Annotated in this window: 9 protein-coding genes and 2 pseudogenes; 6 read left to right on the forward strand and 5 right to left on the reverse strand. The window is 72.2% G+C overall.

Going from position 1 to position 11,447, the window contains the following annotated elements; translation table 11 throughout:
- Positions 1–42: 42 nt before the first annotated feature.
- On the reverse strand, positions 43–816 hold the full coding sequence (locus tag ON26_RS02980) for a glutaminyl-peptide cyclotransferase (RefSeq protein WP_040794400.1): 774 nt from the start codon (positions 814–816) through the stop codon (positions 43–45).
- Between the two features lie 47 nt (positions 817–863).
- Between ON26_RS02980 and ON26_RS32845 the strand changes: the two are divergent.
- Both ON26_RS32845 and ON26_RS02990 read left to right on the forward strand, forming a co-directional pair.
- Positions 864–1,700: pseudogene (locus ON26_RS32845) on the forward strand (DUF3027 domain-containing protein); the annotation flags it as partial.
- 650 nt (positions 1,701–2,350) lie between these two features.
- A complete protein-coding gene (locus ON26_RS02990) occupies positions 2,351–5,053 on the forward strand; it encodes a sacsin N-terminal ATP-binding-like domain-containing protein (protein WP_306307234.1) in 2,703 nt (900 codons plus the stop codon).
- 119 nt (positions 5,054–5,172) lie between these two features.
- Here the strand turns inward: ON26_RS02990 and ON26_RS02995 are convergent, their stop codons facing one another.
- Entirely contained in the window at positions 5,173–5,823 is a 651-nt protein-coding gene (locus ON26_RS02995; RefSeq protein WP_040794402.1) for a TetR/AcrR family transcriptional regulator, read from the reverse strand.
- Positions 5,824–5,971: 148 nt separating this feature from the next.
- Here ON26_RS02995 and ON26_RS03000 point away from each other — a divergent pair, with 148 nt between their 5' ends.
- On the forward strand, positions 5,972–8,008 hold the full coding sequence (locus tag ON26_RS03000; RefSeq protein WP_040794403.1) for a neutral/alkaline ceramidase: 2,037 nt from the start codon (positions 5,972–5,974) through the stop codon (positions 8,006–8,008).
- Between the two features lie 13 nt (positions 8,009–8,021).
- On the opposite strand, the gene ON26_RS03005 is transcribed toward ON26_RS03000, so the two are convergent.
- Positions 8,022–8,261 carry a DUF2530 domain-containing protein gene (locus ON26_RS03005; RefSeq protein WP_040794413.1) on the reverse strand — a complete coding sequence of 80 codons (240 nt, stop codon included), beginning with the start codon at positions 8,259–8,261 and terminating at the stop codon, positions 8,022–8,024.
- Positions 8,262–8,323: 62 nt separating this feature from the next.
- On the opposite strand from ON26_RS03005, the gene ON26_RS03010 reads away from it, so the two are divergent.
- Entirely contained in the window at positions 8,324–8,761 is a 438-nt protein-coding gene (locus ON26_RS03010; RefSeq protein WP_040794404.1) for a MarR family winged helix-turn-helix transcriptional regulator, read from the forward strand.
- A gap of 28 nt (positions 8,762–8,789) precedes the next feature.
- On the opposite strand, the gene ON26_RS03015 is transcribed toward ON26_RS03010, so the two are convergent.
- Entirely contained in the window at positions 8,790–9,203 is a 414-nt protein-coding gene (locus ON26_RS03015) for a YccF domain-containing protein (RefSeq protein ID WP_373280922.1), read from the reverse strand.
- Positions 9,204–9,295: 92 nt separating this feature from the next.
- On the opposite strand from ON26_RS03015, the gene ON26_RS03020 reads away from it, so the two are divergent.
- Both ON26_RS03020 and ON26_RS03025 read left to right on the forward strand, forming a co-directional pair.
- On the forward strand, positions 9,296–10,099 hold the full coding sequence (locus tag ON26_RS03020; protein ID WP_040794405.1) for a TrmH family RNA methyltransferase: 804 nt from the start codon (positions 9,296–9,298) through the stop codon (positions 10,097–10,099).
- 11 nt (positions 10,100–10,110) lie between these two features.
- Positions 10,111–10,428, forward strand: a complete 318-nt coding sequence (locus ON26_RS03025; protein WP_245545698.1) for a DUF2537 domain-containing protein — start codon at positions 10,111–10,113, stop codon at positions 10,426–10,428.
- 133 nt (positions 10,429–10,561) lie between these two features.
- Here ON26_RS03025 and ON26_RS34115 read toward each other — a convergent pair.
- A pseudogene (locus ON26_RS34115) lies at positions 10,562–11,447 on the reverse strand (hypothetical protein); the annotation flags it as partial.

Below are 11,447 nucleotides of genomic sequence, written 5' to 3' on the forward strand. Positions count from 1 at the left end.
GGGCGGTTCACTCGCGCTCTTTCCCGAGGCCCGCGGGGCCGGTCATTCCGGGACGAAACGGACCTCGAAAACGGTCGGCCAGTATTTGCCGGTGACCAGGAATCGGTCGGTGCCCGGCAACGCGGCGATGCCGTTGGCGACCTCGGCCTCGGCGCGTTCGGCACGGGTCAGCAACCCGCCGAGGTCGGCCACCCCGAGCACCTCGCCGGTGTCCGGCGCGATGCGCAGCACCCGGCTGCTCGGGTAGTCGTTGGCGTATACGAAACCATCGGGCGCGCAATCCAATTCGTTGAGATGGGTGCCTTTCCGGTCGCGCAGGCGCAGCGTTCCGGTCGCCTCGAAGGTGGCCGGATCGCGGAAGGTCAGCGTGTCGCTGCCGTCGCTCATCACCAGCGTGTCGCCCCGCGCGCACAGGCCCCAGCCCTCGCCCTCGTACCGGACCTCACGCAGGACGCGCAGCGTGTCGGGGTCGCGGGCGAAGGCCACGCCCTCGCGCCAGGTGAGTTGCCACAGAATCGCTCCGGTGTGTGTGATGCCCTCCCCGAAATAGCTGTCGGGCAGCTCGGCCCGGGCGAGTTCGGCGCCGGTGGACAGATCGGTGGCGCGCACCCCCGAGCGACCGGTGAGACCGGTGCTCTCGTACAGCACGTCGCCGACGACTTCCAGGCCCTGGGTGAAGGCGTCGCGGTCGTGCGGGCGGGTGCCGACGACCTCGACACGCAGCCGCGGCGCGGGGTCCTCCGGCTGACCGCATCCGGCCGCGACCAGCGCGCCGACCAGCACACCGGCGGCCGACGCACGCAGAGTGCGTTCCATACGGCAAAATGTAGGCCGTGAGCGCTGTTTCTGTTTCGGAGCCCGACGTGCGTCCCGTCCTGGTCGATGCCGCCGACCTGGCTCGGCGTGCGCTCGTGGAGTTGGAACCGAACGGTGTCGGCACCCATCTCGGCGTCACGGCCGAGGGGGACTCCGCCGCCACGCACCGCTTCGAGTCCACTCTTCCCGGCTATCGCGGCTGGCAGTGGGCTGTGGTGGTGGCCGCGCCGCCGGGCGCCGAGCACGCCACGGTCAGTGAGTCCGCGCTGCTGCCCGGCCCCGAGGCCCTGGTCGCCCCCGACTTCGTCCCGTGGGAGCAGCGCATCCGCCCGGGCGACCTCGCTCCCGGCGACCTGCTGGCCCCGCCCGCCGACGATCCGCGCCTGGTCCCCGGCTACGTCGCCAACGGCGACCCGGAGATCGACGAGCTGGCCAGGGAGGTCGGCCTCGGCCGCACCAAGGTGCTGAGCCCGGAAGGCCGCGCCGAGGCCGCCGAACGCTGGTACGCCGAGTACGGCCCCGACACCGACATGGCCAGGGCCGCCCCCGGCACCTGCGGCACCTGCGGCTTCTACGTTCCACTGGCCGGCGCCCTGCGCGTCGCCTTCGGCGTCTGCGGCAATGCGATGGGCGCCGACGGCAGGGTCGTGCATGTCGATTACGGCTGCGGCGCGCACTCCGATGTCGAACTGCCCACCGGCAGCGGTTCGCCCCGCTACGAGGCCTACGACGACGCCGCGGTGGATCTCGTTCCCGCCGAGGAACTGCGCAAGCCCGAGGCCGTGGACTCCTCGTCGTCCGTCGAGTCCGCGCCGGACCGTGCGCCGTCCGACGGCGAGTCCGGGAGTGCCGTCGAGTCCACCGAGGTCGACGACGGTGCGTCGGCGGAGGCGTCCGGTACGGAGCTGAGCGCCGAGTCGGCCACGCAGGAGTCGGACGAGCTGTCCGATCCGGCGGCGAGCACGGAGTCGGTTCGGTCCGAGGCTGTCGAGGTCGCCGATGCGGCGGGCGTGAGCGTCGGGCAGTCGGCGGACCGCGACGACGAGAGCGGTGCGCCGGCGGCGGAAACCCCCGAGGTCGATACCGCTGAGGCTGGGACCGCCGAGGTCGATACCGCTGAGGCTGGCACCGCCGGTGCCGATGCCACCGGTGCCGATGCCACCGGGGCTGAGACCACCCAGGTCGAGACGGCCGAGGTCGAGACCGCCGCGACGCATGCCGCTGAAGCCGATGCCGCCGAGGCCGAGACGGGCGGAGCGTCCGCTGCGCAGGCGGTCGTCGAGCCACCGGTCGATGCCGCGGATTCGGATGCGCCCGTGACCGACGAGGCAGGCGCCGAGCGGGCCGGGTCCGTGGTGGCCGAGGGTGCGCAGGCCGGTGAGCCCGGCGCGGAGTCGCCGGAGTCGTCATCGGCGCTGAACTGAGCGATCCGGCCGATCCATTCGGGACGGCGGCGCTCCGCGCGGGGATTCTCGCGGCGTGGCGGGATTCGCCGACGCGCCTGCGTGAGGACGCCGCCACCGAAGCCGACCTGGTGCGCGCCGGGTACCGGGACCGGCTGCTGACCGAGCTGGCGCAGAACGCCGCCGACGCCGCGAGCAAGGCCGGTGTATCCGGCAGGCTCGCCGTCCACCTCGCCGGGAACGCCCTGCACATCGCCAATACCGGTGCGCCGCTGGACCTTCCCGGCGTGCACGCGCTGACCGCGCTGCGTGCGTCCGGCAAGGCGGATACCGGGGCGAGCGTCGGCCGGTTCGGCGTCGGCTTCACCGCCGTGCGTTCGGTCGGCGACGAGATCGAACTCCGCTCCCGCTCGGGCGGATTGCGCTTCTCCCTGGCGGACACGCGCATCGCGCTCACCGAGGCGGCCGTGCCCGAAACCGTCACGGCCCCGCCGGTCCTTCGCCTGGCCTGGCCCGCCGCGCACGCCCCCGCCGACGACTGGGACACCGAGATCGTGCTGCGGCTGCGCCCGGAGGTGGACGCGACCGCCCTCTGCGCGGCGATGCGCGCCGAGGCCGTGGACCTGCTGCTGGAACTGCCCGCCCTGCACGAGATCCGCATCGGCGAAGAGGTGTTCACCGCGGAGGTGAAGCCGTGCCCCGCCGACGCGGGCGGCTCGGGTCTCGAGGTGGTCCGGGTGGACACCCCGGACGGCTCACACACCTGGTGGCAGTACCGCACCGCCAGGTCGCGCTGGCTGCTGCCGGTGCGCGACGGCCGGCCGGTTCCGGTCGTCGAGGACGTGCTGCGCGCACCCACCCGCTCCGACGAAGAGCTCTCGCTACCGGCCCTCCTCGTCGCCGATCTCCCGATGCAGCCCGACCGCCGCCGCGCCCTGCCCGGCGCGCGGGTCTCCGAACTCGCCGACGGCTACGCCGATTTCGCCCGCGCCCTGCCCGAACACGCCCGCCTGGCCCTGGTCCCCGCCCCCGGATTCGCCCGCGGCGAGATCGACGGCCTGTTGCGCGAAGCCGTGCTGCGGGAACTACGTACCCACCCCTGGCTGCCGGTCCTCGGCCCGGCGGAACAGGACGGCCCCGGCGCCGGAGGTGGCCTGCCCGACGACCGCCGCGCAGCCGTGGCCCTCCCGACGCGGGCGAGCGTCTTCCCCGGCCTCACCCCGGAACTGGCGGTCCTGCTCGACGAGCTGATCGGCCCGCTCGTGCTCCCGGAACTCTCGGGACCCGCGCACACGGAGGCGCTGGCCGTGCTCGACGTGCACCGGCTGGGACTGGCGCGCATCGCGGAATCGACCTCGGGCCTGCACCGGCCGCCGACGTGGTGGCGCGCCCTGTACACGGCACTGGAACCGTTCGTGGTGGATCCGGTCGCGGCGGAGGCGCTGGGCGCGCTGGCCGTTCCGCTGTCCGACGACCGGGTGGTGACGGGCCCGCGCACGGTGGTGCTCGACGACGGGCTGGGGGTGGCGGTCGCGCTGCCGTGGGCCCGGCTGGTCCATCCGGAGGCCGCGCACCCGTTGCTGGCGCGGCTGGGTGCGCGCACGGCGACGGCCGGTGATCTGCTCGCGGACCCGGCGTTGCGAGCCCACCTCGACGACGACCCCGGTGATCAGGACATCGTCGACGCGGTCCTGCGGCTGGTCCCGCATGCCGCGCCGCAATCCCTGCCCGACTGGCTGGGGTTGCTCGAATTGCCCGACGACACAGGCGAACTGCGGCCCGCCGACGAACTACTGCTGCCGGGTGCCCCGCTGGGCGAACTGCTGGTGGCCGATTCGCCGTTCGGTGTGGTCGCCGGCGAGACGGTGGACGAGTACGGCGCGGAGGCATTGCGCGCCATCGGCGTCGGCTGGAATTTCGGGATCGTCGGCGAAACCGATCCGACCGGGCCCGATCACCATCTCGACGACGAGGACCGCTGGTGGTCCGGCCTGGAATCCGATCCCGAGCAGTTCGTCGCGGTGCGCGATCTCGACCTCGTCGACGACGCCGCCTGGCCACGGGCGCTGCGTCTGCTGCTCACCGATCCGCGTACCGCCGGGCTGTTCGCCGACCCGCACGGCTACACCCCGTGGTGGCTGCGTGAGCATGCGCGTTACGACGGGATCCCGCTCGGCCACCATCGCTTTCCCGGTGACCCGGAGTTCGCCGGTCTGCTACCGGAATTCCCGGCCGGTGACCTCGACCCCGCCCGGCTGTCCCTGCTGCGCACCGTGCTGGCCGATCCCGCCGTCATCGACGCGGACCTCGCGCACGCCCTGCTCGACGCCCTGGCCGACCCGCGGCGCAGCCCCGGGCCCGCCGCGATCGCGGGCACGCATCACCGCCTGGCGGCCGCCGTCGCCGCGGGCAAGCTCGATGTGGCCGATCTGGACCTGCCCGAACGGGTGCGCGTGCTGTCGGGCGCGGCGGTGGACGCGCGCGAGGCGATGGTGCTCGATCTGCCCTGGTTCGGTCTGGTCGTCTCGCCGCAGCGGCTGGTCGCCGGATCCGCCGAGCACGCCGAGGCGCTGGCGAGCCTGCTCGACCTGCCGCTGGTCTCCGAGGCGGTGACGGCCGAAGTCCTCGGCGACGGCAGGCACACCACCTGGTCGGCGGAACCGCTGGCCGTGGTGCTGGCCGAACTGTTCGCCGCGCCGCAAGCCGACGGGGAACTGGTGCTGCACAGCGATCTCCGGGTCCGGCTCGACGGCGCGGTGCGCGGGACCGTCGCGGTGCCGTGGTGGCGCGAGGGCACGGCCACCCACGTGCTCGCCCCCGAACCGCTCGGCTGATCCGGCCAGCGTGCGCGCCACCAGATCGGGCCGGTGTGCCGGCCGATCGTCCCGCCTCGGGAACCTGTGTCGCGCCGGGGCGTACGCGCCCGTGGCGAGGAGGCGACCGGCTCGGGGACTCAGGCGGACGCGTCGCCGGGATGATGGACGGCGTACCGGGTGACCATCTCGGTGGTCAGGTCGAGCTGGGTACGCACCGCCGCGCTGTCGTTGTCCACCAGCCAGCGCAGCACCAGCCCGTCGATCATGTTGAGCGTGAACCGGCTCAGTGTCTGTACCGGGACCGACCATTCGGTGCCGGTCGCCTCGCGGGCGTGATCGAGGATGTCGGCGACGGTGGAATCGTTGAAGGTGTACTGCTCGCGGGCGATCGCGAGTTTCGCCGGCGTCGACTCGCCTTCGCGTAGAGCGTAGGTCGTGGTCTCGTAAGTGAGCAGCTGACGTTCGGGGGTCGCCTCGACGTTGAGCCACATCAGTTCCAGGCCGGCGCGCACCAATTTTTGAAGCGCTTCTATTCCGCTTCCGGCGTCTTGCCATACCGTTTCGTCGGCGTCCACGGAATCGCGTAATTCCATGGACAGCGCTTTGGCCAGTTCGGTCATCAGCGCGTCTTTGTTTTCGAAACAGTAGTGCACCACTCCGAGCGAAACACCGGCTGCCTGAGCGACATCGCGCGTGGTCACGCCCGCGACGCCCTTCTTCTCGGCCAAGCCGATAGCCGCCTCGATAAGGTGGGCCCGTCGTTCTTCGACGCTCAATCGGGAGGACACTCCAGCGAGTTAAGCCGTCCGAACTCGCCCAGTCAATTCACGGTTACCGGGGGCGTCACTGGACGTTTGTCCAGTTGTGTGGTTCGCTGCGACCTGGAGAAAGGGAGGATCGATGCGCAGAGCTGTCGGTGGAACTCGCCCGGCACGAATGGATCGCCGTACTCTGTTCGCCCGCACCGGGGCCGCGACGGCCGCGATCGCGGCCGCCGCGACGGTTTCCCCCGGCGGCCTGGCGCCCGCATCGGCCGCCCCCACGGCCGGATATCGGGTCGGCGCCGGTATCTCCGACATCACCGGCCCGGCTGCCGAGTGCGGCATGATGGGCTACTCCCAGCTCGGCCAGGACACCGCGGGCATCCATCTGCGCCCCCGCGCTCGCGCCTATGTGTTCGAGGCGGGCGGCGAGCGGGTGGTGTTCGCCGTCGCCGAGAACGGGATGATCTTCCAATCCGTGCACCGCGGCGTGTTGCTCGAACTCGGGCGTCGCTACGGCGATCTCTACAGCGAGCGCAATGTGCTGCTCACTTCCACCCACTCGCACGCCTGCTGCGGCGGGTCCAGCCACGACTACGCCTACAACCTGTCGATCCTGGGCTTCCAGCAGCAGGTCTACGACGCCGAGGTGAACGGCATCGTCGAGGCCATCGCCGCCGCGCACGACGATCTGGCCCCGGCCACGCTGGCGCTCGGGCGCGCGGAGTTGCACGACGCGAGTGTGAACCGGTCCCGCGTCGCCTTCGAGCGCAATCCCGACGCCGACAAGGCGCAGTTCCCCGGCGCCATCGATCCGGCCGTCACCGCGCTGGCGATCGACAGGGGCGGCAGGCGGGTCGGCGCGATCACCTGGTTCGCCACCCACAACACCTCGATGACCAACGAGAACCGGCTGATCAGCTCGGACAACAAGGGCTACGCCTCGTTCGCGCACGAGTACCTCGACCACGGCGTCCGCTACCTCGACGGACAGCCGGACTTCATCGCCGCCTTCGCCCAGACCAACGCGGGCGACATGTCGCCCAACCTGAATCTGGCCCCGGGCTCGGGACCGACCGACGACGAGTTCGACAACACCCGCGTCATCGGCGAACGCCAGTACGCCGCTTCGAAATCCGCGCTGGCGGCCGCGCGGCCGATCGACGGGCCGGTCGGCGCGCTGCTGTGCTACATCGACCTCTCCGACATCGCCGTGGACGGGTGCTTCACCCCCGACGGGCAGCCCCGCCGCACCGCGACCGCGGCCGCGGGCGTCTCGCTGATCGCGGGCAGCGTCGAGGACGGCCCCGGCCTGCCCGGCAGTCCCGTGCCGGAGGGTGTGCGCAATCCGATGATCGACGCCCTCGGCGATCCGGCGCGGCCCGCGCCGTCCTGGCTGGCCGACGCGCAGGCGCCCAAGGTGATCGCCGCGCCGCTGGGATTGCTGCCGCCGGTGCCGTGGGTGCCCAGCGTGGTGCCGATCCAGCTCGTGCGGATCGGGGAGCTGTATCTGGCGGCGGCGGGCGGGGAGTTCACCATCGTCGCCGGGCTGCGCGTGCGCCGGGCCGTCGCCGCCGCCCTCGGCGTGGCCCCCGAACAGGTGCTCATGCAGGGCTACGCCAACGCCTACCACCAGTACGTGACCACGCCGGAGGAATACGACGCCCAGCAGTACGAAGGCGGCTCGACCCTCTACGGCCGCTACACGCTGCCCGCCTACCTGCAGGAATTCACCCGGCTGGCAACGGCATTCGCGGCGGGCGCGCCGATCGGGCGCGGCCCCGCCCCGCGTGAGCTCTCCGGGCCGCAACCGAACTTCGTGCCCGCCCCCGGCCCGGACGCCGCACCCGCGGGCCGCGCGTTCGGCGACGTGCTCACCCAGCCCGCCGCGGCCTACGCACGGGGCGAGCAGGCCGCGGTCGAATTCGTCTCGGCCCACCCCAAACACAATCCGCGCCGCAACGGCACCTTCCTGGAGATCCAGCGCCGCGCCGGCGACCGCTGGGTCCGGGTGGCCAACGAGGGGGAGTGGGCGGTGCGATTCCACTGGAGCAAGCGCGGCACGGCCGAATCGGTGGCCCGCTTCACCTGGGACATCCCCGCCGAGGCCGGCTCGGGCTCGTACCGCTTCGTGCACTTCGCCGACCAGCTCACCGCCGACGGCTCGCTGCGTCCGTTCACCGGTACCAGCGCGGAGTTCACGATCGGCTGAGCCGCAAGGGCATTCAGAGCCCGGTCTGCGCGCCCTTGTCGCCGCGCCGGGCCCCGCGCCGCTGGACCAGGAAGATCAGCAGGGCCAGCCCGCCGACGAGTATCCCCATGAGGCAGACGGGGCGGACCGACTCCCAGCGTTCCCCGCTCGCCCACACGACGATCGTGGCGAGCACCCACAACGCGATGCCGACGGCGAGCACGGGCCGGGGATCGGTCAGTCGCGCCGGGATCTCTGGTACTTCGGGGGTCACCACCCCAGGGTAGCGGGGCGAAGGCGCGCAGCGTCCAGGGCGCTTCCCGTATCGTTTGGCGGGTGACGACGCCATCGGATGTGAGAGCCCTGGCCGGCGAGTTGTCGCTGGCCGTGGTCCGGCTCACGCGACATCTGCGCGGCCGCCGCGCCGATTCACCGGTTTCGCTGACCCAGCTGTCCGCGCTCGCGGCCCTGCGCCGCGACGGGGCGATGACGCCGGGCATGCTCGCCGCCCGGGAACGTGTCCAGCCGCCCTCGATGACCAGGGTGATCGCCTCGCTGTCGGATATGAAGCTGGTGGAGCGGCAGCCGCATCCGACCGACGGGCGTCAGATCATCGTCTCGCTCTCCGAGGCGGGCCTGGCCGTGCTGGCCGACGAGGCCAGCGCCAGGGAGGCCTGGATGACCGAGCGGCTGTCCACGCTCTCGGAGTCGCAACTCGAAGTGCTCACCGAGGCCGTCGCGATCATGAAGCAGATCGTCGCGGAATCGGAGTAGCTGAGCCGGGGCCGTCGAGCCGCGGGATTCAGCGCGCGCCGAAAGCCCGGTCGCTGTCGACGATTTCGCGCCCGAGCGGGAACAGCGACAGCGGGATGAACTTCAGATTGGCCCACCCGAACGGGATGCCGATGATCGAGACGAACAGCGGGATACTGGTGATCAGGTGTCCGATCGCCAGCCACCAGCCGGCGACGACGAACCAGATGATGTTGCCGATCAGCGACCCCGCGCCTGCGCCGGGCTTCTCCACCGTCGTGCGACCGAACGGCCACAGCACGTACACGGCGATGCGGAACGAGGCGATCCCGAACGGGATGGTGATGATCAGGATGCAGCAGATGATGCCGGCCAGGATGTAGCCCAGCGCCATCCAGAATCCCGCGAAGATCAACCACAGGATGTTGAGCACCAGCTGAATCGGCTTCACGCACACCAGCATGCCAGCTTCCGGCGGGGTGCGCTCCCGGCGCAGGTCGCGGGGGCCGTGCGGCCGCCGCCGAGACGCCGGCGGCGGTCCGGCAGGATGGCTGCGTGGCCGAAGTGATCGACGTGGACGACCCTGCCGACCCCCGAGTGGACGATTTCCGCGACCTGTCGAACGCCGATCGCCGCCCCGACCTGCCCGGTCGCAAGGGCCTGGTGATCGCCGAGGGCGTGGTCGTCGTGCGCCGCATGCTGGATTCGCGGTTCGTCCCGAGCGCCCTGCTCGGCGTCGGACGCCGGCTCGACGACCTCGCCGACGACCTCGCCGATGTCGACGTGCCCTGCTACCGGGCCGACGCGCACGTCATGGCCGAGATCGTCGGCTTCCACCTGAACCGGGGCGTGCTCGCCGTCGCGCCGCGCCCGGCGGAACTCGGCGTGGCCGAGGTACTCGCCGGGGCGCGCACCGTCGCGGTGCTCGAGGGCGTCAACGATCACGAGAATCTGGGCTCCATGTTCCGCAATGCCGCCGGGCTCGGCGTCGACGCCGTCCTGTTCGGCGAGCGCTGCTCGGACCCGCTCTACCGGCGCTCGGTGCGGGTATCGATGGGGCATGTGTTGCGGGTGCCGTTCGCGCGCATGCCCGTCTGGCCGCAGGATCTGGACACCCTGCGCGCCGAGGGGTTCCAACTCGTCGCCCTGACCCCGGACCCGGCCGCGGCGAACCTGGCGACCGCCATGACCGGCGAGCGGGTGGCCCTGCTGCTCGGCGCGGAAGGCCCCGGCCTCACCGAGGAGACCATGCGCGCCTGCGACGTCCGAGCCCGCATCCCGATGACGCCCGGCGTCGATTCGCTCAATGTCGCCACCGCCGCCGCGATGGCCTTCTATGAACGGGTCCGCAACTCGTGAGGGGTGAGAACGTGGCCGATCATCCGAGCACCGACCCGTATCGCGCCGTGCCACCGGTGCGCGACCCCACGCCGTGGTCGGCGGGGATCACCGTCGCCGTGCTGGTCGCCGTCCTGACGGCCGTGGCCGTCTACGCGTTCGGCTCCGCACTGGCCGAGGTGCACCCGTTGCTCGCGGTGCTCATCAATGTGGTGGCGGTGGGCGGCGCGGCGCCGACGGCCTGGCGCTGGCGGCATACTCCGGTCACCCGCTGGGTGCTGCTCGGCTGTACGTCGGGCGTGGCGCTGGGCTGGATCGGGCTCGTCCTCGCCGGACTCGCCGCATTGTGAAGCCTTCGGCCGGGCGTCCAGTGGGCTGAACAGGCCACGCCGATTCGGTCTGCGTGTCGGAATCCGCCCGACCGGGCGTGTCGGTACTGATCCCACGGCCGGGTGTTCCCGGGCGAACCGGACCGGAATCGGCTCAGGTGGTCCGGGTCGCGTCGCGGAACCAGCCGAGCAGGCCGCGCCGCTCCTTCTCCTGCGGCGCCGTCGCGCCCGCGTCGTCCGCCGGTTCCTGCCCGTGTGCGTCCGCTGCGGGAGTCTGCCCGGCGGCCGTCGTCGGCCCGCGCTGGCCGAAGACGCGCTGCTGCGGCCCGATCACCGGTTCCGCTTCACTCGTCCCCTGCTCGCCCGCCAGCGGGGCCTGCGGCCCGGATACCGGACCGCGCGGGCCGCGAGCCTGGCGTTGAGCGGCGGGTATCTGGCCGCGCGGGCCGATCGTCTGCTCACGCGGTCCGCTCGCCCGGACGCGCGGATCGAGGACACGGCCGCGCGGGCCGAGCTCCCGATCCTCCGCATCGACCGCCCGCTCGCGCGAATCCGGTCGCTGCTCTCGCGGGGCGACTGTGTGCTCCCGCGGCCCCAGTTCCCGAGTTCGCGAGTCCAGTTCCCGAGCCCCGGCTTCGAGCGCCTGATCTCGTGAGGACCCCCGGTCCTGTGGTTCGAGCGGCTGACCTTGCCGGGCGAGCGCCTGCTCCTGCGGTTCGAGCGGTCGAGTTGCTCGGGCGAGCGCTTGGTCCTGCGGTTCGAGCGACCGAGCTGGCGGGTCGGGTTCCGACGGCTGGGGCTGGACCGGTTGTTCCTGTGCGGCGAGAGCCCGGTCTTGCGCTTCGAGCTGCTGAGCGTGTGAAGCGAGCGCCGGGTCCTGCGGTTCCAGCGGCTGAGTCTCCGAGACGACCGTCTGCGGATCGCACGGCCGGGCATCGGGGTTCCGCGCGGCGCCGGAGACGGCCGGGGCAGTCGCCGCGGGCTCGCCGCCGGGCCGGACATCGGCCTTCTGGGGCACGGCCGGCCGGCTCCGCGGACCC

It is taken from the genome of Nocardia higoensis NBRC 100133, assembly GCF_000308595.1.
Classification (GTDB): domain Bacteria; phylum Actinomycetota; class Actinomycetes; order Mycobacteriales; family Mycobacteriaceae; genus Nocardia; species Nocardia higoensis.

What these genes read in the sequence shown, in the direction of transcription:
- ON26_RS03000 (WP_040794403.1), top strand. Translation starts at nt 5,972, where the DNA reads ATGGATCGCCGTACTCTGTTCGCCCGCACCGGGGCCGCGACGGCCGCG.
- ON26_RS03015 (WP_373280922.1), bottom strand. Translation starts at nt 9,203, where the DNA reads ATGCTGGTGTGCGTGAAGCCGATTCAGCTGGTGCTCAACATCCTGTGG.
- ON26_RS02980 (WP_040794400.1), bottom strand. Translation starts at nt 816, where the DNA reads ATGGAACGCACTCTGCGTGCGTCGGCCGCCGGTGTGCTGGTCGGCGCG.